Genomic DNA, 25,331 nt, shown 5'->3' on the forward strand with positions numbered 1-25,331 from the left:
CGGGGTTGGGGGGGGGCGGGTGGCGCGGGGGGGGGGAGCGCGGCCGCCGCCGTACGGAGGGTGGGGAGCCGTCAGGCGCCCATCGCGTGCAGGCCGCCGTCCACGTGGACGATCTCGCCGGTGGTCTTCGGGAACCAGTCGGACAGCAGGGCCACGATGGCCTTGCCCGTCGGCTCCGGGTCACTCATGTCCCATTCCATCGGGGAGCGGTGGTTCCAGACGTCCGCCAGCTCACCGAAGCCCGGGATGGACTTCGCGGCCATGGAGCCGATCGGACCGGCCGAGACCAGGTTGCAGCGGATCTTCTCCTTGCCCAGGTCGCGGGCGAGGTAGCGGCTGGTGGCCTCCAGCGCGGCCTTGGCCGGGCCCATCCAGTCGTACTGCGGCCAGGCGAACTGCGCGTCGAAGGTGAGGCCGACGACGGCCGCGCCCTCCGCCGGGAACAGCGGCTTGCAGGCCATGGTCAGCGACTTGAGCGAGAACGCGGAGACGTGCATCGCGGTGGCCACCGACTCGAACGGCGTGTTGAGGAAGTTGCCGCCGAGGGCGTCCTGCGGCGCGAAGCCGATCGAGTGCAGGACCCCGTCGAGGCCGCCGAGCTCCTCGCGGACGAGGCCTTCGAGGCGGGCCAGGTGCTCGTCGTTGGTGACGTCGAGTTCGATCACCTTCACCGGCTTGGGCAGCTTCTTGGCGATGCGTTCGGTCAGCGACGGCCGCGGCCACGCGGTGAGGATGACCTCGGCGCCCTGCTCCTGGGCCAGCCGGGCGGCGTGGAAGGCGATGGAGGACTCCATCAGCACTCCGGTGATGAGGACGCGCTTGCCCTCGAGAATTCCGCTCATGGTGATCAGTGACCCATGCCCAATCCGCCGTCAACGGGAATGACGGCTCCGGTGATGTACGCGGCGTCGTCGGACGCCAGGAAGCTCACGGCTGCCGCGATCTCCTCGGGCCGCGCGTAGCGGCCCAGGGGCACCTGGCCCACGATGCCCGCGCGCTGCTCGTCGGTGAGCACCTTCGTCATGTCGGTGTCCACGAAACCGGGGGCGACCACGTTGAAGGTGATGTTGCGCGAGCCCAGCTCACGGGCGAGCGAGCGGGCGAAGCCCACCAGCGCGGCCTTGGAGGCCGCGTAGTTGGCCTGTCCCGCCGAGCCCAGCAGGCCCACGACCGAGGAGATCAGGACGACGCGGCCCTTCTTGGCACGGAGCATGCCACGGTTCGCGCGCTTGACCACACGGAAGGTGCCGGTGAGGTTCGTGTCCACGACCGAGGCGAAGTCCTCCTCGGACATGCGCATCAGCAGCGTGTCCTTGGTGATGCCGGCGTTGGCCACCAGCACCTCGACCGCTCCGTGGGCGTCCTCGATCTCCTTGTAGGCCTGCTCCACCTGCTCGGAATCGGTAATGTCGCAACGGACCGCCAGAACGCCGAGGGAGGTGAGCGCCTCCGGCGGCTCGCCCGAGCGGTACGTGATCGCGACCTTGTCTCCGGCTTCCGCGAAGGCACGGGCGATGGCGAGGCCGATGCCCCGGTTTCCTCCGGTGACGAGAACCGAGCGGCTCAACGGATCACCCTTTCGCTAGCGGTCTGAATACCAAAAACCTATAGGCCGTACCCCCTGTACGGAGAATCGGGCTCCGACAGGGCCTGGCGACCCGCTCTGTCGATTCCCTACAGAAACATGTAGGTACTTGAGCTCCGATCGCGACATGATCGGGGCGACCGGCCCCGACCCCGGGAGGACTTCCGTGCCCCATACCATCGACGCGGCCTTCACCGCGCTGCCCCTGCGGGCGCTCGCCGACGCGGCGCTCGCCCGGGCGCGTGCGCTGGGCGCCGAGCATGCCGACTTCCGGCTGGAGCGGATCCGCAGCGCCTCCTGGCGGCTGCGGGACGCCAAGCCCTCCGGCGGCTCCGACACCACCGACCTCGGGTTCGCGGTCCGGGTGGTGCACGGCGGCAGCTGGGGGTTCGCCTCCGGTGTCGACCTGACCATGGACGCCGCCGCGAAGGTGGCCTCGCAGGCCGTGGCCATGGCGAAGCTGTCCGCCCAGGTGATCAGGGCCGCGGGATCGGACGAGCGGGTGGAGCTGGCCGGCGAGCCGGTGCACTCCGACAAGACCTGGGTCTCCGCCTACGACGTGGACCCTTTTGCGGTCCCCGACGCGGAGAAGGCGGCGCTGCTCGCCGACTGGAGCGCCCGGCTGCTGGCGGCCGACGGGGTGGCGCACGTGGACGCCTCCTTCCTCGCCGTCCACGAGAACAAGTTCTACGCCGACACCGCGGGCACCTCGACCACGCAGCAGCGGGTGCGCGTGCACCCGCAGCTCACCGCGGTCGCCGTGGACGCCACCACCGGCGAGTTCGACTCGATGCGCACCATCGCCCCGCCCGCGGGGCGCGGCTGGGAGTACCTGACCGGTACCGGCTGGGACTGGAACGACGAGCTGGAGCGGATCCCCGGTCTGCTCGCCGAGAAGATGCGGGCCCCGAGCGTCGAGGCCGGCCGCTACGACCTCGTGGTGGACCCCTCCAACCTGTGGCTCACGATCCACGAGTCCATCGGCCACGCCACCGAGCTGGACCGGGCGCTGGGCTACGAGGCGGCGTACGCGGGGACCTCCTTCGCCACCTTCGACCAGCTGGGCAAGCTGAAGTACGGCTCGTCGATCATGAACGTGACGGGTGACCGCACCGCGGAGCACGGACTGGCCACGGTCGGCTTCGACGACGAGGGCGTCGCGGCGCAGAGCTGGGACCTGGTCAAGGACGGCACCCTGGTCGGCTACCAGCTGGACCGGCGGATCGCGAAGCTGACCGGCCTCGGGCGCTCCAACGGCTGCGCGTACGCCGACTCCCCCGGGCACGTGCCCGTCCAGCGGATGGCGAACGTCTCGCTGCGGCCCGACCCGGGCGGTCTGTCCACCGAGGACCTGATCGGTGGGGTGGAGCGCGGCATCTACGTGGTCGGCGACCGCTCCTGGTCGATCGACATGCAGCGCTACAACTTCCAGTTCACGGGGCAGCGGTTCTTCCGGATCGAGAACGGCCGGCTGGCCGGGCAGCTGCGCGACGTCGCGTACCAGGCGACGACCACCGACTTCTGGGGCTCGATGGAGAAGGTCGGCGGCCCGCAGACCTACGTCCTGGGCGGCGCCTTCAACTGCGGCAAGGCCCAGCCGGGGCAGGTCGCGGCGGTCTCGCACGGCTGCCCGTCCGCGCTGTTCCGCGACGTGAACATCCTCAACACCACGCAGGAGGCCGGACGCTGATGTCGACCCGAACCAAGCCCCACGAGATCGTCGAGCGGGCGCTGGAGCTCTCCACCGCCGACGGCTGCGTGGTCATCGCGGACGAGGAGTCCAGCGCCAACCTGCGCTGGGCCGGCAACGCGCTCACCACCAACGGCGTCACCCGCGGCCGGACCCTGACCGTCATCGCGACGGTCGACGGCAAGGAGGGCACGGCCTCGGGGGTCGTCTCGCGCTCCGCCGTCACCGCCGCGGACCTGGAGCCGCTGGTACGGGCCGCCGAGGCGGCCGCCCGCGGGGCCGGTCCGGCCGAGGACGCGCAGCCGCTGGTGACCGGGACCCCGGCCTCGCCGGACTTCGCCGACGCTCCGGCCGAGACCTCCTCGGCGGTGTTCGCGGACTTCGCGCCGGCCCTCGGCGAGGCCTTCGCCCGGGCCCGGGCGGGCGGCCGGGAGCTGTACGGGTTCGCCCACCACGAGCTGGTCTCCACGTACGTCGGCACCTCCACGGGCCTGCGGCTGCGCCACGACCAGCCCAACGGCACGCTGGAGCTCAACGCGAAGTCCCCGGACCGGCAGCGCTCGGCCTGGGCCGGCCGCGCCACCCGGGACTTCAAGGACGTGGACCCGACCGTGCTGGACGCGGAGCTGGCCGTCCGCCTGGGGTGGGCCGAGCGGAAGGTCGAGCTGCCCGCCGGGCGGTACGAGACCCTGCTGCCGCCGACGGCTGTGGCCGATCTGCTGATCTACCAGATGTGGTCGGCGGCCGCCCGCGACGCGGTGGAGGGCCGGACGGTCTTCGCCAAGCCGGGGGGCGGCACCCGGGTCGGCGAGCGCTTGTCGCGGCTGCCGCTGACGCTGCGCAGCGACCCGAACGCGCCAGGCCTGGAGTCCGCGCCGTTCGTGATCGCGCACAGCTCGGGCGACGACGCCTCGGTGTTCGACAACGGTCTGCCGGTCCCGGCGACCGAGTGGATCCGGGACGGCGAGCTGGCCCGGCTGACGACGACCCGGCACAGCGCCGCGCTGACCGGCCTGCCGCTGTCCCCGGCCTTCGGGAACCTGGTCCTGGACGGGGGCGGTGACAAGTCGCTGGAGGAGCTGGTGGCGGGCACCGAACGGGGCCTGCTGCTGACCTGCCTCTGGTACATCCGCGAGGTGGACCCGGCCACGCTGCTGCTCACGGGTCTGACCCGGGACGGCGTCTACCTGGTGGAGAACGGGCAGGTCGTCGGCGAGGTCAACAACTTCCGGTTCAACGAGTCCCCGGTGGACCTGCTGTCGCGGGCCTCGGAGGCGGGGCGGACGGAGAAGACGCTGCCGCGCGAATGGGGCGACTGGTTCACCCGGGCCGCAATGCCCGCCCTGCGCATCCCGGACTTCAACATGAGCTCGGTCAGCAAGGGCGTCTGACCCACCTAGACTGAGCCACGGCAATTCAAGGCATCGAAGGAGTCGAGAGACCGTGACGGACATCGTCGACGAACTGAAGTGGCGCGGGCTGTTCGCCCAGTCCACCGACGAAGAAGCGCTGCGCAAGGCGTTCGCGGACGGTCCGGTCACGTTCTATTGCGGCTTCGACCCGACGGCGGCCTCGCTGCACGTCGGTCACCTGGTCCAGGTGCTGACCGTACGCCGGCTCCAGCAGGCCGGGCACCGGCCGCTGGCGCTGGTCGGCGGGGCCACCGGGCAGATCGGCGACCCGCGGCCGACGGCCGAGCGGACGCTGAACGACCCGGAGACCGTCGCGAACTGGGTGACCCGGCTGCGCACCCAGATCGAGCCGTTCCTGTCCTTCGAGGGCGAGAACGCGGCGGTCATGGTGAACAACCTCGACTGGACGGCGGGCCTCTCCGCCATCGAGTTCCTCCGGGACATCGGCAAGCACTTCCGCGTCAACAAGATGCTGACGAAGGACTCGGTCGCCCGCCGACTGGAGTCCGACCAGGGCATCAGCTACACCGAGTTCAGCTACCAGCTGCTCCAGGGCATGGACTTCCTGGAGCTGTACCGGCGCTACGGCTGCGTACTGCAGCAGGGCGGCTCCGACCAGTGGGGCAACCTGACGGCCGGTCTCGACCTGATCCACCGGCTGGAGCCGGGCGCGGTCGTGCACGCGCTGGCGACGCCGCTGATGGTCAAGGCGGACGGCACGAAGTTCGGCAAGTCCGAGAGCGGCGCCGTCTGGCTCGACCCGGAGATGACGACGCCGTACGCGTTCTACCAGTTCTGGCTGAACGTGGACGACCGCGACATCTCCACCTACATGCGCATCCTGTCGTTCCGGAGCCGTGAGGAGCTGGAGGCGCTGGAGGCGCAGACCGCCGAGCGGCCGCAGGCGCGTGCCGCGCAGCGGGCGCTGGCGGAGGAGCTGACGACGCTGGTGCACGGCGCCGGCCAGTGCGCCGCCGTGATCGCCGCGTCGAAGGCGCTGTTCGGCCAGGGCGAGCTGGCGGAGCTGGACGAGGCCACGCTGGCCGCGGCCCTCTCCGAGCTGCCGCACGCCCGGGTAGCCGGGCTCGGCCAGGTCGTGGACCTGTTCGCGGAGACCGGACTGGTCGCCAGCAAGTCGGCCGGCCGCCGGACCGTGAAGGAGGGCGGTGCCTACGTGAACAACGTCAAGGTCACCGCCGAGGACGCGGTCCCGGCCGCGGAGGACCTGCTGCACGGGCGCTGGCTGGTGCTGCGCCGCGGGAAGAAGAACCTCGCCGCGGTGGAGGTCACGGGCGCCTGACGCCCGGGACGCGCCGCGGGTACGGCGGAGGGGCCGGTTCGGACACGTGGTCCGGCCGACCCCTCCGTCGCGCCCCGGCCACCCGCGCGGGCGGGTCCGGGTCCGCCGGGGTCCCTCAGGTCGTGTGCCGCTTGTTGCCGCGGACCGCGTTGTAGAGCAGGTCGCCGAGGCCGACGATGAGGACCGCTCCGGCCAGTTGCAGCAGGTGCCGGATCCAGTCGATGCCCTTGGTGTCGTTGACGCCGATCCAGGTGGCGACGGCGTTGCCGAGGACGGCGCCGAGGATGCCGAAGATCGTGGTCAGCCAGAGGGGCTGGTGCTGCTTGCCCGGCAGGATGGCCCGGGCAATCAGGCCCAGCACGAAACCGACGATGATCGCCCACAACCAACTCATGTCGAGCCTCCTCCTGGCGCGTTGTGCGCACGTGCGCCCAGTCTCGGGCAGGAGCGTGTACGACGCATTTCGGACAGGGCCGTCAGGGGGCACCCCCTCTCCCCACGTCGGGAGGGGCGGCGTACGGTGGGAGGGTCCGGACCGGGAGCGTCCGGCGGGTGATCGGGTGGTGGAGCATGGAGCGGACCAGGCGGCGGAAGCGGAACGGGGCCGAGGTCTTCCGGATCACCGGTGCCCGGATGGGGCTCGCCGAGGACGTGCGGGGACGCCAGCGCCGGTACGTGATCTCGATGGTCGTCCGGACCCTGTCGGTCATCGCGACGGTGGTGTTGTGGAACGTCCAGCGTCCCGTGGCGATCGTGACGCTCGTCGCCGGCGCGCTGCTGCCGTACGTCGCCGTGGTCATCGCCAACGCGGGCCGCGAGTCGACGCCGTCGCTGCCGTCGCACTTCGTTCCGGCCCCTGTGCGCCCCGCACTGGACGCCGGAAAGCTCACGAACGGCTCGGATCAATCGTGAAGTTCCGGTGCACCGCACCGGGTCCTGCGTGACATACTGCCTACGCGCTCCGCATCCCCCGTCGGAGCGACGGACCGACGCCGGGCAGCTCCCCCCGTGGCTGCTCGGCGTCGCCTTTCCGTTCTAGGGTTGAGCCGTGAACTTCCCCAGCTTTTCCGGCCCTGGATCCTCCGGCCCCGAGGCCGACTCCCCCACCTGCTCCGCCAAGGGCTGCCGCGACGCGGCCGTCTGGGTCCTGGCGTGGAACAACCCGAAGCTGCACGCGCCGGAGCGGCGCAAGACGTGGCTGGCCTGCGAGGAGCACCGCGAGCACCTGTCCCAGTTCCTGGGGGTGCGCGGTTTCCTCAAGGACGTCGTGAACCTCGACGAGTGGGTGCAGCCGGAGGGCTCGGAGCGGGCCTGACCCGGTCGGGCCCGACCCGCCCGGGGTTCGTCCGCCCGGGATTCGTCCGCCCGGAGCTCAGCCGCCGATCGCCGACATCGGGCGGTCGGGCTGCAGGAAGGACGGGTCGTCCAGACCGGAACCGGCCTTCTTCCCCCACATCGCGACCTTCCACAGCCGGGCGATCTCCTCGTCCGGGGCGCCCGAGCGCAGGGCGGCCCGCAGGTCGGACTCCTCGGTGGCGAACAGGCACGTACGGACCTGGCCGTCGGCCGTGAGCCGGGTGCGGTCGCAGGCGCCGCAGAAGGGCCGGGTGACCGAGGCGATGACGCCGACGGTGGCCGGGCCGCCGTCGACGACCCAGCGCTCGGCCGGGGCGGAGCCGCGTTCGTCGGCGCCCTCCTCGGTGAGCGTGAAGCGGGTGCGCAGGGACCGCAGGATGTCCCCGGCGGTGATCATGCCGTCGCGCTTCCAGCCGTGCTGGGCGTCGAGCGGCATCTGCTCGATGAAGCGAAGCTCGTACTCGTGTTCGACGGCCCAGGCCAGCAGGTCGGGGGCCTCGTCGTCGTTGAGGCCGGGCATCAGCACCGCGTTGACCTTCACCGGGGTGAGGCCGGCCTCGCGGGCGGCGGCCATGCCGTCGATGACGTCCTTGTGCCGGTCCCGACGGGTGAGGGTCTTGAAGACCTCGGGCCGCAAGGTGTCCAGGGAGACGTTCACCCGGTCCAGGCCCGCGGCCTTGAGGGCCTGCGCGGTGCGCTTGAGGCCGATGCCGTTGGTGGTGAGCGACATCCGGGGGCGCGGCTCCATGGCCGCGCACTGCTCGACGATCCCGACCAGGCCGGGCCGCAGCAGCGGCTCGCCGCCGGTGAAGCGGACTTCGGTGATGCCGAGCCGGGTGACCGCGATGCGGATCAGCCGGACGATCTCGTCGTCGCTCAGCAGGTCGGACTTTCCGAGCCACTGCAGGCCCTCTTCGGGCATGCAGTACGTGCAGCGGAGATTGCACCGGTCGGTGAGCGATACGCGCAGGTCGGTGGCCACGCGGCCGTAGGTGTCGAGAAGCACTGTGGGCCCCCTCCCCTGTCCAGGTTCAGTAGGGTTCGCGCAGCTGAGGACGTACCGCGCGCGCTGTGTTTCGAGCCTACGCGACTCCGGTGGCCCACAGGGGTGCCCGAAAGAACGAGAGGCGCCGCGGCCGCGTCGTAGGGACGTACGACGCGGCCACGCTGGGTGTTCGTACGATCTCAGTGCGCCCCTGTTCCGGTGAGCGAGCGGACCTCCAGCTCGGCGAACTTCTGGGCGTCGGCCTTCTCCTTGGACAGGACGGTTCCCAGCCAGCCCAGCAGGAAGCCGAGCGGGATGGAGATGAGACCGGGGTTCTCCAGGGGGAACCAGTAGAAGTCGGCGTCCTTGAACATCGAGGTGGGCTTCCCGGAGACGACCGGGGAGAACAGCACCAGGCCGACGGCCGAGATCAGGCCGCCGTAGATGGACCAGAGGGCGCCCTGGGTGGTGAAGCGCTTCCAGAAGAGGCTGTAGAGGATCGTCGGCAGGTTGGCGGAGGCGGCGACCGCGAAGGCGAGCGCGACCAGGCCGGCCACGTTCAGGTCGCGGGCGAGGGCGCCCAGCCCGATGGCGACGGCGCCGATCACGACGGTGGACCAGCGGGCGGCGCGCACCTCCTCCTTCTCGGTGGCCTTGCCCTTGCGGATGACGTTGACGTAGAGGTCGTGGGCGAAGGACGAGGAGGAGGCGAGGGTGAGGCCGGCGACCACGGCGAGGATGGTGGCGAAGGCGACCGCCGAGATCACGGCGAGCAGGACGGCGCCGCCGGTGGAGCCGGCTCCGCCGCCGATCTCCTGGGCGAGCAGGGGCGCCGCGGTGTTGCCCGCCTTGTTCGACGCCAGGATGTCGGCCCGGTTGAGCAGGGCGGCGGCGCCGAAGCCGAGGGCGATGGTCATCAGGTAGAAGGCGCCGATGATCCCGATGGCCCAGTTGACGGACTTGCGGGCGGCCTTGGCCGTCGGGACGGTGTAGAAGCGGATCAGGATGTGCGGGAGTCCGGCGGTGCCGAGGACCAGGGCGAGGCCCAGCGAGATGAAGTCGAGTTTCGTCGTGGAGTCCTGGCCGTACTTCAGGCCCGGTTCGAGGAACGTGGCGCCCTGTCCGCTGTTCTCCGCGGCCTTGCCCAGCAGCTCGGAGACGTTGAAGTTGAACTTGACCAGCACGAGCACCGTGATGAGCAGGGCGCCCGCGATCAGCAGCACCGCCTTGATCATCTGCACCCAGGTGGTGCCCTTCATGCCGCCGATGGTCACGTAGACGATCATCAGGACGCCGACCAGCGCGACCACGGCCACCTTGCCGCCGTCGCTGGTGATGCCGAGGAGCAGCGAGACGAGCACGCCCGCGCCGGCCATCTGGGCGAGCAGGTAGAAGATCGAGACCACGATGGTGGAGGTGCCGGCGGCGGTCCGTACGGGGCGCTGGCGCATCCGGTACGCGAGGACGTCGCCCATCGTGTAGCGGCCGGAGTTGCGCAGCGGCTCGGCGACGAGGAGCAGGGCCACCAGCCAGGCGACGAGGAAGCCGATGGAGTACAGGAAGCCGTCGTAGCCGAAGAGGGCGATGGCTCCGGCGATGCCGAGGAACGACGCGGCGGACATGTAGTCGCCGGAGATGGCGAGGCCGTTCTGGAAGCCGGTGAACTGGCGGCCGCCCGCGTAGAAGTCGGCGGCGCTCTTGGTCTGGCGGCCGGCCCACACGGTGATGATCAGCGTGGCGACGACGAACAGGCCGAACAGGGTGATGATCAGCGGCCGGTGCTCGGTGGCGCCCGCGGCGGTCGTGGTCAGGTGGAGGGCGCTGCTCATTCTCCGGCCTCCATACGGGACTTGATCGCGAGGGCCTTGGGGTCGAGGCGGCTGGCGGCGTGCCGCGAGTACAGCCACGCGATCAGGAAGGTCGTGGCGAACTGGGCGAGGCCGAGCACGAGGCCGACGTTGATGTTCCCGACGAGCTTGGTGCCCATGAAGTCGGCCGCGTAGCTGCAGAGCAGGACGTACAGCAGGTACCAGGCGATGAATGCCACGGTGAGCGGGAAGGCGAACGAGCGGAAGGAGCGCCGCAGTTCCGCGAACTCGGCGCTGTCCTGGACGCGCGTGAACTCCTCGGCCGTGGGACCCGTCCGGGACGTGTCCTCGGCCTCCGGTGGTGGCGCTGCTGCTTCGGTGGTCACGGGGGGCTCTCCTTGCGGCGCGGGTGCGGTCGGGACGACGGACAAAACAACCTCCGTGGGGGGACGGTGGCGCCGATCCCCCCGGTCGACGGCACGGCCGGCGCGGCGGGACGGTTCAACGCCTTCTGCTTCTTTGCAGACTGATTTCTCGAACTGATGGCACAGAAGGGAACAGCGGTACTAGGTTTCTGTGTCATGAACCCGTCCGGCGCAACCGCGTCAGGGCGGCTTTTTCACGGATGATGTGGAGAACCCATGGCGCATCTGGGGTCGCGTACCGCCCGGAAGCACGGCCGTCTGGCCGTTCCGGTCGGCCTGGCGCTCACCGCCTCGCTCGCCTTCCTGCCCGCGATAGCCGCCTCCGCGGCCCCGCTGGGCAACACGGCGGGCGCCGCGGCGGCTTCGAAGCCCGACACCTCCGGGCCCAAGCTGTCGTACGTGGCGAACCTGACCTCGTACGGCACGGTGAAGCAGGCGAAGAAGGCCATCGAGCGGGCCGGCGGCACGGTGGTGACGTCCCATCCGCAGATCGGGGTCGTCGTCGCCCACTCCCAGAACCCGGAGTTCGCCCAGCAGCTGCGCGCCCAGCGCAGCCTCTTCGTGTCGGTCGGCGCCACCCGTACGGCCCCGCTGACGACGGTGCAGACCACCGAGGAGGGCACCACGCAGCGACTGAGCACGGCGGACGCCGCCAAGGCCGCGGCGCAGGCCGCGCCGGGGCAGGAGCCGCTGGAGTCCAACCAGTGGGACCTGCGAGCGATCAAGGCCGACGAGGCTCACAAGATCAACGATGGCAGCCGGAACGTCACGGTGGGCGTCATCGACACGGGTGTGGACGACACCCACCCGGATCTCGCGGCGAACTTCTCCAAGGAGCAGTCCGCCAACTGTGTCGGCGGCGTCGCGGACACCTCCGAGGGCGCGTGGCGTCCGTACGTCGACGGCAGCGACCACGGCACGCACGTGGCCGGCACCATCGCCGCCCCGCGCAACGGCGTCGGCGTCAGCGGTGTCGCGCCGGGCGTGCAGATCGCCGCGATCAAGGTGAGCGAGCCGGCGACCAGCCTGTTCTACACCGAGGCGGTCGTCTGCGGCTTCATGTTCGCCGCGGAGAAGGGGATCGAGGTGACCAACAACAGCTACTACGTCGACCCCTGGTACTTCAACTGCAAGACCGACGACGACCAGAAGGCGCTGGTGGAGGCCCTCAGCCGGGCGAGCAAGTACGCCGAGCGCAAGGGCGTGCTGCACGTGGCGGCGGCAGGCAACGAGAACTACGACCTGTCGGCCGACTCGATCACCGACGAGACCAGCCCGAACGACACCACCCCGGTGCCGCGCACCATCGACCCGCGCGTCTGCCTCGACGTCCCGACGCAGCTGCCGGGCGTCGTGACGGTGACCGCGACCGGTGACAAGGGCTTCAAGTCCTACTACTCCAGCTACGGCCTGGGAGTCGCGGACGTCTCGGCCCCCGGCGGCGACAAGTGGCAGGTCCCGGCCACCCCGGACGCCAACGGCCGCATCCTGTCCACCGTCCCCGGCGGCTACGGCTACAAGCAGGGCACCTCCATGGCGACCCCGCACGTCGCGGGCGTCGCGGCGCTGCTGAAGAGCGCGCACCCGAAGGCCACGCCGTCGCAGCTCCAGACGATGCTCAAGGGCCAGGCCACCAAGACGGCCTGCCCGGCGCAGGTCTACGACGCCACGGGCGTCCTGATCGACGCCACCACCTGCGAGAGCAAGTGGGGTCAGACGGGCTACTACGGCCACGGCGTGGTCGACGCGCTGAAGGCAGTCAAGTAGCGCGTAGCACGCGCGGCGGTACCCGGTACGTGAGAGGGCCGGGCGGGGGTCACCCCGCCCGGCCCTCCCGCACGTCCGGCGTGATCCCACACGTCCGGCGTGCTCGCGCGTCCCGGCGGCGCCCGCGGCGGGGGCGTGCTCGCGCGTCCCGGCGGCGCGGCCGGCGGCGTCAGGCCTTGATCAGGACCTTCAGCGCGGAGCGGTCGTCCATCGCGCGGTACCCGTCCGGGACCCCGTCCAGGGTCACCGCCCGGTCGAAGACCGGAGCCGGGTCGATCGCGCCGCTGAGCACGTCCTCCAGCAGCTCCGGGATGTACGCGCGGACGGGGGCGACGCCGCCGCGCAGGGTGATGTTGCGGTCGAACATCAGGCCGAGGTCGAGGCCGGTGCCGCTGCCGTGCGGGACGCCGACGTAGCCGACCGCCCCGCCGTCGCGGGTGATGTTCACGGCGGTGCGCATGGACTGCTCGGTGCCGACCGCCTCGATGACCGCGTGGGCGCCCCGGCCGCCGGTGAGCTCGCGCACGGCCGCCTCGGCGGCCTCGCCGCGCTCGGCGACGACGTCGGTGGCCCCGAAGAGCTTGGCGATGTCCGTACGGGCGGTGTGCCGGCCCAGCGCGATGATCCGCTCGGCGCCCAGGCGCCTGGCGGCGAGGACCCCGCACAGGCCGACCGCGCCGTCGCCGACGACGGCGACCGTGGCACCGGGGCGCACGCCCGCGCCCAGCGCGGCGTGGTGCCCGGTGCCCAGGACGTCGGAGAGCGCGAGCAGCCCGGTCAGCAGGTGGTCGTCGGAGGCGGCCGCGGCGGGCAGCTTCACCAGGGTGCCGTCGGCGTGCGGTACGCGGACGGCTTCGCCCTGGCCGCCGTCGTGGCCGACCGAGCCCCAGAAGCCGCCGTGCTCGCAGGACGTGTACAGGCCCTCGGCGCAGAAGTCGCAGGTGCCGTCGGACCACATGAAGGGCGCGACGACCAGGTCGCCCGCGCGCAGGCCGGACACGGCCCGGCCGGTCTCCTCCACGACGCCGAGGAACTCGTGGCCGATGCGCTGCCCCGGCTGGCGCGCGGCCTCGCCCCGGTAGGCCCAGAGGTCGCTGCCGCAGATGCAGGAGCGCAGGACGCGGACGACGGCGTCCTCGGGACGCTGGATCGCGGCGTCGGGCACCTCCTCCACGCGGATGTCGTGCGGGGCGTGGATGACGGTGGCGCGCATGGTGGTGCAGTCCTCCGGCTCGGGGGGTCAGTCCTGTATGACTTCCCTACGGTACGCCCGCCCCGCGGCCAGGACGCCCGTGGCCAGCAGGTACTGGGCGGCCAGGTAGGTGGCCATGATCCAGAAGTCCGGGCGGGGCAGCTGCGGCCACTCGGCGACCCCGGTGGCGATGAGCGTGTCGGAGAGCAGGAACAGCGCACCGCCGAGTCCGGCCCGCAGGCCGAGGGTGCTGGAGCGCAGCGCCATGGCGGTGAGCAGCAGGCTGTACCCGGCGACGGGGATGCGCAGGCCGGCGGGGAGGTCGCCCCACATCAGGCCGACGGTCCCGAGGAGGGCGAGCGCGTACCCGCCCGCCAGCAGCGGGTTCGCCGGCCGCCGGCCGAAGAGCACGAGGTAGCAGACGTGCCCGGCGGCGAAGGAGCCCATGCCGACGAGGAAGGCCGGCTCCGCGTCGAAGAGCAGCGCCAGGTCCCCGCCCCATCCGAACAGCAGGGCCGCGACCAGCAGCCGGGGTGCGCCGCGGGTGAGCGCGTACGCGACGAGCAGCGGCATCAGCAGCGGCTTGAAGATCAGGTGCCCGGGGTCCCAGCCGATGAGCAGGGAGCCGAGGTCGGCGGCGGTGGCGAGGGCCAACCCGGCGAGGGCGGCCCGGCCGAGCCGGTCCCGTCCGGCGGGCGCCCGGCCGGCGGCCCAGGAGGGGGCGGGCCGGCCGGCCGACTCTGCGGTGCTCACGCGGTGGTCTCCCGTACGGGCTGGGGGGCGGCGTCGGTCACGGGGGCGGTCGCGGAGGCCGGGGCGGGGGTCTGCGGGGGCGCGGCCCGCGTGGCGGGGGCCTCGGGGGCCGGGGCGGAGGCCTGCCGGGCCGCGGCCGGGGCCGGCTGCCAGCCGGGACCGCGGAAGACCCGGCCGGCGCGCTCGCTCCAGCTGCCGGCGGCGCGTACGTCACGGGCGATGGCGGCGTACTCGTGGGTGGCCACGCGCAGCGGGTTGTGGGTGTCGATGTTCTTGGTGAGGCCGTAGACGGGCCGGTCGGTCTCCCCCACCCAGGACCCGAACATCCGGTCCCAGATGATCAGGATGCCACCGTAGTTGCGGTCCAGGTAGCCGCCCTGCGAGGCGTGGTGGACACGGTGGTGGGAGGGGGTGTTGAAGACGTACTCGTAGGGCCGCGGCAGCTTCCCGATGCGCTCGGTGTGGACCCAGAACTGGTAGAGCAGGTTGAGTCCGTAGCAGAACGGGATCGCCGCCGGGTGCACGCCGAGGGCCACCATGGGCAGGTAGAACCACCAGGTGGTGGCGCTGGTCCAGGGCTGGCGCAGGGCGGTGGTGAGGTTGAACCGCTTGCTGCTGTGGTGGACCACGTGGCAGGCCCACAGGATGCGGATGACGTGGTGGAGGCGGTGCTGCCAGTAGTACAGGAAGTCCTGGGCGAGCAGCATCAGCAGGGCGGTCCACCACAGGAACGGCACGCGCAGCGGGGTCAGTTCGTAGACCGCGGTGAAGACCGCGACGACCGGGATCTTCCAGAGCAGGTCGAATCCGATGCTGCCGAGCCCCATGGTGATGCTCGTGGCGGCGTCCTTGGTGTCGTAGCCGGCGGCATCCTCGTCCGGACGGAGCCGGTAGCTCACCACCTCGATGACGGTGAGCAGCACGAAGGCTGGTATGGACCACAGCACGACATCGGGCAGGTTCGGCATGACCGCACCATAGAGGCGGCCTCACGGGCGCCGCTAGGGGTTGTTACCGATCGGTATCCATCGGTGTTACCGACGGTTCACCGGACGGCGCGGCAGCACGGGTCCCCGGCGCCGCCCCGGGCCGGGCCGGACCGCCGGAGCGGCTCCGCTACCTGAGCTGAGCCGCCCCGGCGGCGGTCGCCGGTCACCACACGCGGACCGAGCCTCCGCGGGCGAAGGCCGGGCTAGTGGCCCGCGCGGGGATCTCGGTCAGCGGTTCGGCGATCTCCGAGACCAGCGGGCCGTGCTCGGCGGCCAGCGCGTCCAGGAGGGCGAGGTCGAAGCCGTAGACGCGGGCCGCGTTGCCGCCGACCATCGCCGCGACCTCCTCGCGCGGCAGGCCCGCGTACGCGATGCGCAGGCCCTCTCGGGAGAACGGGGCGGTGCCCTCGTCGTGGGGGTAGTCGCTGCCCCACATGATCTTGTCGAGGCCGATCCGGTCCCGCAGCGGGACCTCGTGGGGGCGCATGAAGCTCGCGCCCACGAAGCAGTTGTCCCGCCACACCTCGCTCGGGCCCTTGCCCATGGAGTCGGCGAGGCCCGCGCCGAACTTGGACTCGGCCGTGGCCGAGGCCGCGACCAGGCGGCCGTGGTAGTAGTCCAGCATCTGCATCACGCCCGGGATCCAGCCGGAGCCCTGCTCCGTCAGGACCAGCTTGAGGCCCGGGTGGCGGCGGAAGGCGCCGCCGAAGATGAGGTGCCACAGGGCCCGGTGCGAGAACCAGGTCGTCTCCACCATGAAGACGGCCCGCGCGGCCGGTTCGTCGCCCAGCGGCGGGGACGCCGAGCCCCCGTGGTGGTTGACCGGTACGTCCAGCTCGTCGCAGACCGCCCAGATCGGGTCGTACGCGGCCGAGTAGAGCTCCGGGACCCCGCTGCCGGGCGGGGCGCCCGGCAGCAGGACGCCGCCCGTCAGGCCGGCCTCCTTCGTGCGGCGGATCTCCTTCACGGCCTCCCCGACGTCGTTCAGCAGGATCTGCGCCACGCCCGCCCGCCGGCCCGGGGCGTCCGCGCAGAAGTCCGCCAGCCAGCGGTTGTGGGCCTGGAGCCCGGCCCAGCGCAGGGTGAACTCCCCGGCCGTCGGGGGCTGGGCCATCAGCGAGGCGTTGGGGAAGAACGGCGGGATGGTGTTGGGGAAGAGGACCTCCGCCACGATCCCGTCGGCCTCCATCTCGGCCAGCCGGCGCCGGGAGTTCCAGTTGCGGTCCGCCGTGTCCGCGAGCAGGTCCTCGTACGGGTTGGTGTACGCGGCCGCCCAGGCGTCGAACTCGTCGTGGTGGCGCTTCTCCAGGTACGGCTTGTAGTCCAGCAGGTCGGCGCCCGCGTGGCAGTCCGCCGAAATGACGGTGTAGCGGTCCGCCGCGCTCACGGGTTCACCCCCAGCACGGGGAAGTCGTGCTGGGTCAGCCAGTGCCGGCCCACCTCCCGGGAGCGGGACCAGGAGGCCTCCACCGCGCCCTGGTCGGCGGGCTGTCCCAGGTCGGCCGGGGTGGGGCCGATCCGGCGGGCGATCGGGGCGAGCGCGTCCGTGTCGAAGCCGAAGACCTCCGCGGCCGCCAGACCGAGCATGCGCCGGGTCTCGGCGACCGGGATGTCGTGGAACGTGTTCCGCAGCCAGGCCCGGGTGTTCGGCCAGGTGCCCTCGGGGTGCGGGAAGTCCGAGCCCCACAGGATGTTGTCCACGCCGATCTCGTAGCGCTGTGCCAGCTCCCGCCGCTTGGTGTTCGTGGCGCAGACGAACACCTGCCGGTCCAGGTACTCACTGGGCGGGCGCTTCAGCTCCTCGAACGGCGAGAGCTTCTTGCCGCCGTGGGCACCGAGGTAGAGGCGGTCCATGAACCACAGCTGGTTCGGCAGCCACCAGCAGCCCGACTCCGCGACGCCGAACATGAGGCCCGGGTGCCGCTCGAAGACGCCCGACCAGAGCAGGAACCACAGCGGGCGGGCAGGCCACCAGGTGACCTCGGAGACGAAGATGCCCAGGTGGTCGCCGTACTCGTGGCGCGGCGAGGAGCCGGAGTGGGTGACGACCGGCATCCGCGTCTCGGCCGCCGCCGCCCACACCGGGTCGTAACGGCGGTCGTGGTAGGGCGCCTTGTCGACCCACATCGCGGGGATCATCAGCGCGCCCAGCCCGGACTCCCTGGCCCGGTGGATCTCCGCGACGACCGTGTCCGGTTCCCCCGTGATGGGCAGCAGGGCGACGCCGCAGTGGCGCGCCGCGTTCTTGCCGGCCCCGGCGCCGACGAACTCGGCCAGCCACCGGTTGTGCGCCTGGGCGCCCGCCATGCCGAGTTCGGGGTCCAGGTCGCCGGAGAGGCCGAGACCCACCCCGAAGGGGGCCGCGGTCTGGCTGTCGACGGCGTCCGCGTCGGGGAAGACGACCTCGGCCGCCACGCCGTCGCCGTCGAGTTCCTTCAGCCGCTGTCCGATGTCCCAGCCGCCCTTGAGTCCTTCCTCGTGGTCGCGGAACCACTTCTCCGCGAAGGCCTCGTTGCGCACGCCGAGGCGGGTGGCCTCCTCGCGGCGGGCGTCGCGCTGGCCCAGGAACTCGTCGAACCGGCGGTGGAAGCGGGAGTCGAGGTAGGGGCGGTACTGCTCGGTCGGCAGGCCCGCGTGGCAGTCGGAGGAGATGATCAGGTACGGGTCTTCACTGGTGTCGTCAGGCACGGCGGGCCCCTCAGTCGAGGATGAAGCTTTCCAGGTAGGCGGGGTTGGCGCGGTCGAGCATCGACTGCGACCGGGCGCGGATCTGCCGGTCGCTGTGCGCGCTCGCCGGGAGCATCCAGAAGCGGTCGGCGCGGATGCCGTCGACGACGTGCTCGGCGACCTCCTCGACGGGGGTGAACTCCACCGCGTGCCCGGCGCGCTCCATGGCGGCCTCGTACTGGTCGAGGCTGCGGTACGGGGTCTTGCGCGGGCGTTCCTTCGCGTAGCGCTCGGGCCGGTTGCGGTGGGACTCCCACAGGCCGGTGCGCAGCATGTGCGGTCCGGGGAAGAGGACGGAGGCGCCGATGGCCGCGCCCTCCGCCCTGAGGTGGGCGTACAGCGACTCGGTCATGGTGACCACGGCCGCCTTGGTGACGGCGTACACGGAGGCGGTGGGCAGCGGGGCGATGCCGCCGTCACCGGAGGAGGTGTTGACGACGTGGCCGGGGTCGCCGGCCGCGATCATGCGGGGGACGAAGGCCTGGATGCCGTGGAAGACGCCCCAGACGTTGACGGAGAAGGCCCATTTCCAGTCGTTGGGCTCGTGTTCCCACATCCGGCCCTCGGCGCCGGACCCGACGCCCGCGTTGTTGCAGAGGACGTGGACGGCGCCGAAGGCCTCGTACGCGGCGTCCGCGAGGGAGAGGACCGCATCGCGGTCGCTGACGTCGACGGCCTGGGCCAGCACCTCGGCCCCGTCCGCGGCGAGTTCGCCGGCGGCCTTGCGCAGGGCGCCCGCCTCTACGTCGGCGAGGACGACCTTCAGGCCCTCGGCGGCGAAGCGGCGGGCCATCGCGAGGCCGATGCCGCTCGCGGCGCCGGTGACGACGGCCACCTGTCCGGGTTCGAGCCGCATCTCAGACGCTCCCCTCGGGCGGGCCGTCGAGGATCTGCAGGGGGTCGTCGTAGCGCTGGTGGATGTACGGGAGCAGGGCCTGCGCGCTGACCCGTTCGACGACCCGGCCCCGCTGGTCGGTGGTCTTCTCGCCGATGGTGATCTCCACGATCCGCAGGACGGGGAGGTCGGCCACGGGGTCGAACATCGACTCCCGGAGCACCACGTCACCCGTGATGTGCTCCAGTTTGCGGACCTTCTCGTTGCGCGTGCAGTGGACGAGGACCGGGTCGGCGTCGAAGCCCGAACCGTCCACAGCGGGCGAGAACTTGAAGTAGAAGTCGGTCTTGCGGGTCGGCTCGGGCAGCGGCAGCGCGCGGTCCACCGCCCCGCGGACCTCGACGAACGCGATGCCGTGGCGGGCGAGCGCGGCCCGGACCACGAGGCCGTCGCGTTCCACGGTGACCTCACCCAGCTTCTTCGGCTCGCCGAAGACCTCGCGCCCGCCGATCAGGGCGCGCTCGTGCGTCATCGGCATGACCAGCGGGTACCAGCCGTCGACCCCGCCGTGCCGGGCGGCGACGGCCACCGAGCCCGCGCCGAGCGGGTAGCCGGTCAGGTCGACCTTGCTGATGTTGGCCCGCACCAGGGGCCGGTCGGCCGGCCCCAGCGGGGGCGGAAGGACCGCCGCCACCACGTCGGGGTCGCTCTCCCAGACCGCCACCACGCCCGTGGACCAGATGTCGGGGAGCTTGGAGCTCTTCTCGCGCGACGCCGCGATCTCGGCCTTGGTCCGCGCTCCGTACCGTACGCGTGCCATCTCTCGCACCACCCTTCGGTCGGTTCTGTAACACAGTTACACCGCCGCCGATGAAGGGTAAATAGCCTTGCACGCAGCAGAACTGACGGATCAACAGATGGGCGAAACGGGAATGGCCAGAAGCACACTGACCCGAGCGGAGGTCCTGGACGCCGCCGCGTTCCTGGTCAGACAGCACGGTCCGGCCTCCCTCACCATGCGGGGGCTCGCCGCCGAGCTGGGCACCGCGGTGACGTCCATCTACTGGCACGTGGGCAACCGCGAGTCCCTGCTGGACGCCCTCGTGGAGCGGACCGTCGAGGAGATGGGCGCGATCCGTCCGGCCGGGCGCACCCCCGGTGCCCGCATCCTGTCGGTGGCCCGGATCCTGCGCCGCGAACTGCGGGCCCGGCCGCACCTGATCGCGATGGTCCACGAACGCGGTCTCACCGAGCGGATGTTCCTGCCCGCGCAGCAGGCCCTCGTCCACGAGGTGCACGCCGCCGGACTGCGCGGTGCCCGGGCGGCCGACGCGGTGCGCGTGATCCAGTTCCAGGCCGTCGGCTTCCTGCTGGTCGAGCGCAACCGCGAGCGCTCCCCCGCCCAGTCCCCCGCCGAGAGCGACCTCTGGGACCCGGCCGCCGCGCCCCGTGATCCCGCCCTCGCCCGGGCCCTGGCCCGCCCGGCCGATCCGGAGCGGATCTTCCTGCTCTCGGTGCGGTCCCTGGTCACGGCGCTGCTTCCGGAGGCCGCCGGGCCGTCCCGCCGGGCCGCCGGGCCCTGCCGTTGATTCGCTGGGCACGCTCCGGCGCCCGTGGTGGTATCCGCGGCGCGGCTTCCCGTGGACCCGTGGCCGGTCGGTGTTCCTCGCGCCGGTGGACACGAGGTGGTGCCGACCGGTGCGCGCGGCTCGGTGTACCGGCTGCTGCCGGGCCCGTTGACGGCCGCGGGCTCGAACAACTCGCCGCGGGCGACCCGGTCGCCGCCCTGGGCCGAGCGCCGCCCGGCGCCCGCGCGCACCCGCCGCGGCCACCGCTGTCGGTCGGGGCCGATATCCTCTGTGACCATGCTCGACGACCGTACGACCGCAGACACGATGTGGCCGACCGCGTACCCACAGGGGTACGCGGTCGTCGACGTGGAGACCACCGGGCTCGCTCGCGACGACCGGATAGTCTCCGCCGCCGTCTACCGGCTCGACGCGCAGGGCAATGTCGAGGACCACTGGTACACCCTGGTCAACCCGCAGCGGGACCCCGGGCCCGTGTGGATCCACGGCCTGACCAGCGACCTGCTCCAGGACGCCCCGCTCTTCGGGGACATCGCCGAGGAGTTCGCCGGCCGGCTCGCGGACCGGGTGCTGGTCGCGCACAACGCCATCTTCGACTGGCAGATGATCGCCCGGGAGTACGCGCGGGCCGCCGGCGCCGCGCCGGTCCGTCAGCGGCTGTGCACCATCGCCCTGTCGAAGGAGCTCGCCCTGCCGCTCCCCAACCACAAGCTGGAGTCGCTGGCCGCGCACTTCGGCGTGGTCCAGCAGCGTGCCCACCACGCGCTCGACGACGCCCGGGTGCTCGCGGAGGCCTTCCGCCCCTCGCTGCACGCGGCCGCGCGGGGCGGCGTACGGCTGCCCCTGCTGGAGTGCCGGCCGCTGACGGAGTGGTCGGACTCCCCGGCCGCGCCGCGGATCGGACACCAGGCCTCGTACGGGGGCGGCAGCTGGCGCGCCTCGCGCAGGCGGCCGCCGTGCCCGCACCCGAACCCGGGGCGCTTCGAGGACGGCAAGCCGCTGAAGCAGGGCATGAGGGTCGCCTTCTCCGGGGACACCTCGGTGGACCGGGACCTGTTGGAGGACCGCGCCGTCGAGGCGGGGCTGCACGTGGCGACGAGCGTGTCGAGGCTCACCAGCCTGCTGGTGACGAACGACCCCGACTCGGCGACCTCCAAGACCCTCAAGGCACAGTCCTTCGGCACCCCGGTCGTCGACGAGGCGGCCTTCACCCAGCTGCTGCGCGACGTGGCCGCCGCCGAGGACTGAGGACCGGCGCGCGGCGGGCGGGCCCGCCCGGGCCGCGCGTTGCTCCGGCCGGGTGCAGGCACGGCGACTCACCCCGGTGGATCTTGTTCCGACCGGCCGCCGTGCGCAGCATTCGGCGCATGGCACGTTGTGAGGTCTGCGGAAACGATTACGGCATGTCGTTCGAGGTGCACGCGCAGGGCGCCGTGCACGTCTTCGACTGCTTCGCCTGCGCCATCCACCGCATGGCGCCCATCTGCGAGCACTGCCGGGTCCAGATCATCGGGCAGGGCGTCGAGGTCGAGGACCAGTGGTTCTGCGGGGCGCACTGCGCCCGTGCGGAGGGGAAGGTGGGCGTCGTCGACCGCGTCTGACCCCCCTCGTCCCGGGCGGTGTCCGCCGCCGCTCCCGGCACCGCGTCCCCCCGCGCCCCGACCCCGGACGGCCACCCGGCCGCCGGGGTCCCTCCGGCTGGGGGTACCGTCGTGGGCGTGTACCGCTTTGTGCTGACCCGGCAGTGGGTGTGCCTGACCCTCGTCGCCCTGGCCTTCATCCCCGCGACGATCAAGCTGGGGTTCTGGCAGTTCCACCGCCATGAGCACCGGGTCGCGCAGAACGAGCTCATCGAGGCGAACCTGCGGGACGAGCCGGTGCCCGTGACCGAGGTCACCTCTCCCGGCCACCGGGTCCCCCGCGCGGACTTCTGGCGCGCCGTCACCGCGACCGGTACGTACGACACCGCGCACGAGGTGGTCGTGCGGATGCGGACCGACGGGGACGACAAGGTCGGCTTCCACGTCCTGACCCCGCTCGTCCTCGCCGACGGCCGGGCCGTCCTGGTCAACCGGGGCTGGGTACCGGGCGGCGACGACCCCCGCGCGTACCCGCCGGTGCCGGCCGCCCCCGCGGGCGAGGTGACGCTCACCGGCCGGCTGAAGGCCGACGAGACGAGCGGCAGCAGCGGGATCAAGGACCGCAAGGGCCTCCCGGACCGCCAGGTCATGCTCATCAACAGCACCCGGCAGGCGGAGTACCTGGGCCGCCCGGTCCTCGGCGGCTACATGGAACTCACCGGCCCGGCCCCCGCGGACGGCGGCCCCCGGATGATCGGCGACCCCGACCACGACTCCATCGGCCCCCACATGGCGTACGCCGTCCAGTGGTGGCTGTTCACCGCCGCGGTTCCGGTGGGCTGGGTGATCCTCGTACGGCGCGAGAAGCGCGACCTCGACGAGCAGGCCGCCCGATCCGCCGAGCGGGAGCCCGCGACGGCGTAGCGTGTCGGCATGGATCTTGGACTGAAGGACCGTGTCTACGTCGTCACCGGGGCCACGCGCGGCCTCGGCTATGCCTCCGCCCGTGAACTGGCCGCCGACGGCGCGAAAGTGCTGCTCACCGGCCGTGACGAGAAGCGGGCGGCCGACGCCGCCGCCTCGCTCGGCCCGAACGCGGCCGGAGTCGCCGCCGACAACTCCGACCCGGCGGCGGCGCGACGGCTCGTCGCCACGGCGCGCGAGCGCTTCGGCCGCTTCGACGGCATCCTGATCAGCGTCGGCGGCCCGGCCACGGGCAGCGCGGCCGACACCACCGACGAACAGTGGTCGGCGGCCTTCGAGTCGGTCTTCCTGGGCGCGGTCCGCCTCGCGCGGACGGCCGCCGCCGAGCTGGGCGAGGGCGGGGTCATCGGCTTCGTCCTGTCCGGTTCGGTCCACGAACCGATCCCCGGGCTGACCCTCTCCAACGGCCTGCGCCCGGGCCTGGCGGGCTTCGCGAAGTCCCTGTCCGTCGAGCTCGGTCCGCGCGGCATCCGTGTCGTGGGCCTGCTCCCGGCGCGCATCGACACCGACCGGGTGCGCGAGCTCGACGCGCTCTCCGGCGACGCGGACGCCGCGCGGGCGGGGAACGAGTCCCGCATCCCGCTGCGGCGCTACGGGACCCCGGAGGAGTTCGGCCGCACGGCGGCGTTCCTGCTGTCCCCCGCCGCGTCCTACCTGACGGGCGTCATGCTGCCGGTCGACGGGGGCGCGCGGCACGGCTTCTGACGAACCTTCCGGGCGGCGCTACCGGGCGGGACTTCCGTGCGGGCGTCCGCAGCGCCGTCCGGGGCCGGCCACACGGCCGTGGGCCGGGCCCGCGGTGTTCGCCGGGCCCGGCCCACTCCGTCACGGGGTCCGGTTCACGTCACCCGCCGGGCCCGGTGGGACGTGACCTTCAGGCGGGCCTCCGCCGGCAGCGCCGGAAGCCCCGCCGAGGTGCGGGCATTGGCCAGGACCGGGCCGGCCAGTGCGGCGAGGGCGTCGGCCGGGACCGCGTACGGCTCGAGTTCCAGCGCGACCCGCAGCGCGGGCGATCCGCGCCGGCGGCGCAGCGCCACCCGGCAGCGGGCGACGCCGTCGAGGGCGCCGGCCTCCGCGGCCACCGCCTCCTCCAGCGCCCGGCCCCGCACCACGGCGAAGGCCCCGTCCCCGGTGTCGACGGCCAGGGTCTGCAGGCGCGAGCGCCTCAGCTGGGCCAGCAGCCACCACAGGGCCAGCAGCACGCACAGCCCGAGCCCGGCGGCCACCGCCCACCAGTACCAGCCCTCGCCGTGCCCGTACCGCTGCCGGGTGGCGGCGGTCAGCAGCGGCGCGTGCCGACCGCCGAACGGCCACGATCCCGTCAGCACCGCGGCTCCGGCCGCCATCAGGGCCAGCCCGAGCAGCCCCAGCACGATCCGGTTCACCACCTTGAGCACGCCCCGCTCACCTCCCGACCCGTACGCGCGTCCGCGGCGGGCGCGCGAGACCCAGTTCCCCGATGCCGACCGCGAGCACCGCGTCCAGGTCGGCCCGTACGTCGTCCAGCTCCCGGAAGTGCGAGGTGGCCCGGACCCCGATGCGGGAGCGGCCCACCTTCACCCGGACCGACCGCACCCCGGACACCTCCATGGCCCGGTCCCGCAGCACCTGGGCCGCGTCCTTGCGGCCGAGCGCGGCCCGTACGCCCGTGGCCGGGTCCGGGTCGGGGGTGCGCATCGGCAGGATCGACCGGAGCCCGGGGGCGAGGGCCAGCACCAGGAGCAGCAGCCCGGCCGCGGCCAGCACGGCGCCGCCGGCGATCACGGCCGGATCGGCCGGGGCGTGCCGTTCGAGCTGGTGGGCGAGATCACGGCGCCAGCTCATCCCGGGGCGGTGGACCCGTACGGCGATCAGGTCGTACAGGAGCAGGCCCGCCGCGCCCAGTACCACGCAGGCGGTGAGGGCGGCCGGGACGCGCCGCGCGGAACGCAGCCGGGCCGAGGGGGCGGTGCCGTCGGGCGGCGGCGGAGCGGTCACCGCAGCCGCCGGTCCCGCCCGGCGGGGAGCCGGGTGTGCGCGGAGTGCAGGTGCTCGACGTCGATGTCCACCTCGGGCACGGACATCGACGCGCACTCCTCGACCCGCCGGGCGACCTGGCTGCGCACGGCCGCGCACTGCGCGGCGAGGTCGGAGGGGTAGTCCAGCTCCAGGCTGATGCGGACCCGGGCGATGTCGTGGTGCACCGTGACGGTGGCGTGCGGGGCCGCCCCGGGCGCCGCCGGCCGGCCCGGCCGCGTCGCGAGCGCCTCCCGGGCGGCCTGGGCGGCGATCTTCGCGACGACCCGGTCGGCGATGCGGGTGGCGCCCCGGTCCGCGGGGTCCACCCCCGGCGCGGTGGTCTTGGGCGTGCTCAT

27 protein-coding genes are annotated in these 25,331 nt (G+C 72.6%); 11 read left to right on the top strand and 16 right to left on the bottom strand.

Annotated features, from left to right (window positions below; all coding sequences use genetic code 11):
* Window positions 1-71: 71 nt before the first annotated feature.
* Window positions 72-842 carry an enoyl-ACP reductase FabI gene (gene fabI, locus ACFWW8_RS00005; protein ID WP_386521404.1) on the bottom strand — a complete coding sequence of 257 codons (771 nt, stop codon included), beginning with the start codon at window positions 840-842 and terminating at the stop codon, window positions 72-74.
* Between the two features lie 5 nt (window positions 843-847).
* A complete protein-coding gene (gene fabG, locus ACFWW8_RS00010) occupies window positions 848-1,567 on the bottom strand; it encodes a 3-oxoacyl-[acyl-carrier-protein] reductase (RefSeq protein WP_386521407.1) in 720 nt (239 codons plus the stop codon).
* 145 nt (window positions 1,568-1,712) lie between these two features.
* Here fabG and ACFWW8_RS00015 point away from each other — a divergent pair, with 145 nt between their 5' ends.
* Genes ACFWW8_RS00015 through tyrS form a run of 3 tightly spaced genes read left to right on the top strand, consistent with a single transcriptional unit; the run spans window position 1,713 to window position 5,987 of the window.
* A complete protein-coding gene (locus ACFWW8_RS00015) occupies window positions 1,713-3,275 on the top strand; it encodes a TldD/PmbA family protein (RefSeq protein WP_386521410.1) in 1,563 nt (520 codons plus the stop codon).
* The gene (locus ACFWW8_RS00020) at window positions 3,275-4,666 is read left to right on the top strand and encodes a metallopeptidase TldD-related protein (protein WP_386521412.1); all 1,392 of its coding nucleotides are present in this window, start codon (window positions 3,275-3,277) and stop codon (window positions 4,664-4,666) included. Before ACFWW8_RS00015 ends, ACFWW8_RS00020 begins: the two co-directional genes overlap by 1 nt.
* A gap of 52 nt (window positions 4,667-4,718) precedes the next feature.
* On the top strand, window positions 4,719-5,987 hold the full coding sequence (tyrS, locus tag ACFWW8_RS00025; protein ID WP_386521415.1) for a tyrosine--tRNA ligase: 1,269 nt from the start codon (window positions 4,719-4,721) through the stop codon (window positions 5,985-5,987).
* Window positions 5,988-6,102: 115 nt separating this feature from the next.
* On the opposite strand, the gene ACFWW8_RS00030 is transcribed toward tyrS, so the two are convergent.
* Window positions 6,103-6,381 carry a GlsB/YeaQ/YmgE family stress response membrane protein gene (locus tag ACFWW8_RS00030; protein ID WP_386521417.1) on the bottom strand — a complete coding sequence of 93 codons (279 nt, stop codon included), beginning with the start codon at window positions 6,379-6,381 and terminating at the stop codon, window positions 6,103-6,105.
* 176 nt (window positions 6,382-6,557) lie between these two features.
* On the opposite strand from ACFWW8_RS00030, the gene ACFWW8_RS00035 reads away from it, so the two are divergent.
* Window positions 6,558-6,899 carry a DUF3099 domain-containing protein gene (locus tag ACFWW8_RS00035; protein ID WP_386521420.1) on the top strand — a complete coding sequence of 114 codons (342 nt, stop codon included), beginning with the start codon at window positions 6,558-6,560 and terminating at the stop codon, window positions 6,897-6,899.
* 136 nt (window positions 6,900-7,035) lie between these two features.
* Window positions 7,036-7,302, top strand: a complete 267-nt coding sequence (locus tag ACFWW8_RS00040) for a hypothetical protein (protein ID WP_386521422.1) — start codon at window positions 7,036-7,038, stop codon at window positions 7,300-7,302.
* Window positions 7,303-7,359: 57 nt separating this feature from the next.
* On the opposite strand, the gene moaA is transcribed toward ACFWW8_RS00040, so the two are convergent.
* From moaA to ACFWW8_RS00055, 3 genes are all read right to left on the bottom strand, one after another.
* Window positions 7,360-8,349: a GTP 3',8-cyclase MoaA gene (gene moaA, locus ACFWW8_RS00045; protein WP_386521424.1), complete on the bottom strand. Its 990-nt coding sequence runs from the start codon at window positions 8,347-8,349 to the stop codon at window positions 7,360-7,362.
* A gap of 179 nt (window positions 8,350-8,528) precedes the next feature.
* The gene (locus ACFWW8_RS00050) at window positions 8,529-10,157 is read right to left on the bottom strand and encodes a cation acetate symporter (protein WP_386521426.1); all 1,629 of its coding nucleotides are present in this window, start codon (window positions 10,155-10,157) and stop codon (window positions 8,529-8,531) included.
* Window positions 10,154-10,522, bottom strand: coding sequence for a DUF485 domain-containing protein (locus ACFWW8_RS00055; RefSeq protein ID WP_386521429.1), 369 nt, complete (start codon window positions 10,520-10,522; stop codon window positions 10,154-10,156). Before ACFWW8_RS00055 ends, ACFWW8_RS00050 begins: the two co-directional genes overlap by 4 nt.
* A 255-nt stretch (window positions 10,523-10,777) precedes the next feature.
* Here ACFWW8_RS00055 and ACFWW8_RS00060 point away from each other — a divergent pair, with 255 nt between their 5' ends.
* Entirely contained in the window at window positions 10,778-12,328 is a 1,551-nt protein-coding gene (locus ACFWW8_RS00060; RefSeq protein WP_386521432.1) for a S8 family serine peptidase, read from the top strand.
* A 169-nt stretch (window positions 12,329-12,497) separates the two neighbouring features.
* On the opposite strand, the gene ACFWW8_RS00065 is transcribed toward ACFWW8_RS00060, so the two are convergent.
* From ACFWW8_RS00065 to ACFWW8_RS00095, 7 genes are all read right to left on the bottom strand, one after another.
* On the bottom strand, window positions 12,498-13,541 hold the full coding sequence (locus tag ACFWW8_RS00065; RefSeq protein WP_386521434.1) for a zinc-dependent alcohol dehydrogenase family protein: 1,044 nt from the start codon (window positions 13,539-13,541) through the stop codon (window positions 12,498-12,500).
* A gap of 27 nt (window positions 13,542-13,568) precedes the next feature.
* A complete protein-coding gene (locus ACFWW8_RS00070) occupies window positions 13,569-14,273 on the bottom strand; it encodes a lysoplasmalogenase (RefSeq protein ID WP_386521437.1) in 705 nt (234 codons plus the stop codon).
* On the bottom strand, window positions 14,270-15,241 hold the full coding sequence (locus tag ACFWW8_RS00075) for a sterol desaturase family protein (protein ID WP_386521440.1): 972 nt from the start codon (window positions 15,239-15,241) through the stop codon (window positions 14,270-14,272). Before ACFWW8_RS00075 ends, ACFWW8_RS00070 begins: the two co-directional genes overlap by 4 nt.
* A 184-nt stretch (window positions 15,242-15,425) precedes the next feature.
* A complete protein-coding gene (locus ACFWW8_RS00080; protein WP_386521442.1) occupies window positions 15,426-16,649 on the bottom strand; it encodes an amidohydrolase family protein in 1,224 nt (407 codons plus the stop codon).
* Window positions 16,646-17,950 carry an amidohydrolase family protein gene (locus ACFWW8_RS00085; RefSeq protein ID WP_386521445.1) on the bottom strand — a complete coding sequence of 435 codons (1,305 nt, stop codon included), beginning with the start codon at window positions 17,948-17,950 and terminating at the stop codon, window positions 16,646-16,648. The genes ACFWW8_RS00080 and ACFWW8_RS00085 overlap by 4 nt, the downstream gene beginning before the upstream one ends.
* A 10-nt stretch (window positions 17,951-17,960) precedes the next feature.
* Window positions 17,961-18,845 carry an SDR family NAD(P)-dependent oxidoreductase gene (locus ACFWW8_RS00090; protein WP_386521447.1) on the bottom strand — a complete coding sequence of 295 codons (885 nt, stop codon included), beginning with the start codon at window positions 18,843-18,845 and terminating at the stop codon, window positions 17,961-17,963.
* A gap of 1 nt (window position 18,846) precedes the next feature.
* Window positions 18,847-19,644, bottom strand: coding sequence for an acetoacetate decarboxylase family protein (locus ACFWW8_RS00095; RefSeq protein WP_386521449.1), 798 nt, complete (start codon window positions 19,642-19,644; stop codon window positions 18,847-18,849).
* A gap of 112 nt (window positions 19,645-19,756) precedes the next feature.
* On the opposite strand from ACFWW8_RS00095, the gene ACFWW8_RS00100 reads away from it, so the two are divergent.
* The 5 genes from ACFWW8_RS00100 to ACFWW8_RS00120 all read left to right on the top strand — a co-directional run bounded on the left by ACFWW8_RS00100 (window position 19,757) and on the right by ACFWW8_RS00120 (window position 23,682).
* Window positions 19,757-20,413: a TetR/AcrR family transcriptional regulator gene (locus ACFWW8_RS00100; RefSeq protein ID WP_386521452.1), complete on the top strand. Its 657-nt coding sequence runs from the start codon at window positions 19,757-19,759 to the stop codon at window positions 20,411-20,413.
* Window positions 20,414-20,683: 270 nt separating this feature from the next.
* Entirely contained in the window at window positions 20,684-21,661 is a 978-nt protein-coding gene (locus tag ACFWW8_RS00105) for a DEDDh family exonuclease (protein ID WP_386521455.1), read from the top strand.
* Between the two features lie 119 nt (window positions 21,662-21,780).
* On the top strand, window positions 21,781-22,014 hold the full coding sequence (locus tag ACFWW8_RS00110; RefSeq protein WP_386521457.1) for a hypothetical protein: 234 nt from the start codon (window positions 21,781-21,783) through the stop codon (window positions 22,012-22,014).
* 117 nt (window positions 22,015-22,131) lie between these two features.
* Window positions 22,132-22,917: an SURF1 family protein gene (locus ACFWW8_RS00115; RefSeq protein WP_386521459.1), complete on the top strand. Its 786-nt coding sequence runs from the start codon at window positions 22,132-22,134 to the stop codon at window positions 22,915-22,917.
* A gap of 9 nt (window positions 22,918-22,926) precedes the next feature.
* Window positions 22,927-23,682: an SDR family oxidoreductase gene (locus ACFWW8_RS00120; protein ID WP_386521461.1), complete on the top strand. Its 756-nt coding sequence runs from the start codon at window positions 22,927-22,929 to the stop codon at window positions 23,680-23,682.
* A gap of 134 nt (window positions 23,683-23,816) precedes the next feature.
* Here ACFWW8_RS00120 and amaP read toward each other — a convergent pair whose 3' ends face one another.
* Genes amaP through ACFWW8_RS00135 form a run of 3 tightly spaced genes read right to left on the bottom strand, consistent with a single transcriptional unit; the run spans window position 23,817 to window position 25,331 of the window.
* Window positions 23,817-24,374, bottom strand: a complete 558-nt coding sequence (amaP, locus tag ACFWW8_RS00125) for an alkaline shock response membrane anchor protein AmaP (protein WP_386521463.1) — start codon at window positions 24,372-24,374, stop codon at window positions 23,817-23,819.
* 7 nt (window positions 24,375-24,381) lie between these two features.
* The gene (locus ACFWW8_RS00130; RefSeq protein ID WP_386521466.1) at window positions 24,382-25,050 is read right to left on the bottom strand and encodes a DUF6286 domain-containing protein; all 669 of its coding nucleotides are present in this window, start codon (window positions 25,048-25,050) and stop codon (window positions 24,382-24,384) included.
* Complete coding sequence (locus ACFWW8_RS00135) at window positions 24,951-25,331, bottom strand: hypothetical protein (RefSeq protein WP_386521469.1); 381 nt, start codon at window positions 25,329-25,331, stop codon at window positions 24,951-24,953. Before ACFWW8_RS00135 ends, ACFWW8_RS00130 begins: the two co-directional genes overlap by 100 nt.

Origin of the sequence: Streptomyces sp. NPDC058701 (assembly GCF_042715295.1) — a bacterium.
In the GTDB taxonomy this organism is placed as follows: domain Bacteria; phylum Actinomycetota; class Actinomycetes; order Streptomycetales; family Streptomycetaceae; genus Streptomyces.

Coding starts and splice junctions, on each gene's coding strand:
- ACFWW8_RS00035 (WP_386521420.1), top strand. CDS start 6,558: ATGGAGCGGACCAGGCGGCGGAAGCGGAACGGGGCCGAGGTCTTCCGG.
- ACFWW8_RS00015 (WP_386521410.1), top strand. CDS start 1,713: ATGATCGGGGCGACCGGCCCCGACCCCGGGAGGACTTCCGTGCCCCAT.
- ACFWW8_RS00065 (WP_386521434.1), bottom strand. CDS start 13,541: ATGCGCGCCACCGTCATCCACGCCCCGCACGACATCCGCGTGGAGGAG.
- ACFWW8_RS00100 (WP_386521452.1), top strand. CDS start 19,757: ATGGCCAGAAGCACACTGACCCGAGCGGAGGTCCTGGACGCCGCCGCG.
- ACFWW8_RS00135 (WP_386521469.1), bottom strand. CDS start 25,331: ATGAGCACGCCCAAGACCACCGCGCCGGGGGTGGACCCCGCGGACCGG.
- fabI (WP_386521404.1), bottom strand. CDS start 842: ATGAGCGGAATTCTCGAGGGCAAGCGCGTCCTCATCACCGGAGTGCTG.
- ACFWW8_RS00110 (WP_386521457.1), top strand. CDS start 21,781: ATGGCACGTTGTGAGGTCTGCGGAAACGATTACGGCATGTCGTTCGAG.
- ACFWW8_RS00060 (WP_386521432.1), top strand. CDS start 10,778: ATGGCGCATCTGGGGTCGCGTACCGCCCGGAAGCACGGCCGTCTGGCC.
- ACFWW8_RS00075 (WP_386521440.1), bottom strand. CDS start 15,241: ATGCCGAACCTGCCCGATGTCGTGCTGTGGTCCATACCAGCCTTCGTG.
- ACFWW8_RS00090 (WP_386521447.1), bottom strand. CDS start 18,845: ATGCGGCTCGAACCCGGACAGGTGGCCGTCGTCACCGGCGCCGCGAGC.
- ACFWW8_RS00030 (WP_386521417.1), bottom strand. CDS start 6,381: ATGAGTTGGTTGTGGGCGATCATCGTCGGTTTCGTGCTGGGCCTGATT.
- ACFWW8_RS00050 (WP_386521426.1), bottom strand. CDS start 10,157: ATGAGCAGCGCCCTCCACCTGACCACGACCGCCGCGGGCGCCACCGAG.
- ACFWW8_RS00020 (WP_386521412.1), top strand. CDS start 3,275: ATGTCGACCCGAACCAAGCCCCACGAGATCGTCGAGCGGGCGCTGGAG.
- ACFWW8_RS00120 (WP_386521461.1), top strand. CDS start 22,927: ATGGATCTTGGACTGAAGGACCGTGTCTACGTCGTCACCGGGGCCACG.
- ACFWW8_RS00095 (WP_386521449.1), bottom strand. CDS start 19,644: ATGGCACGCGTACGGTACGGAGCGCGGACCAAGGCCGAGATCGCGGCG.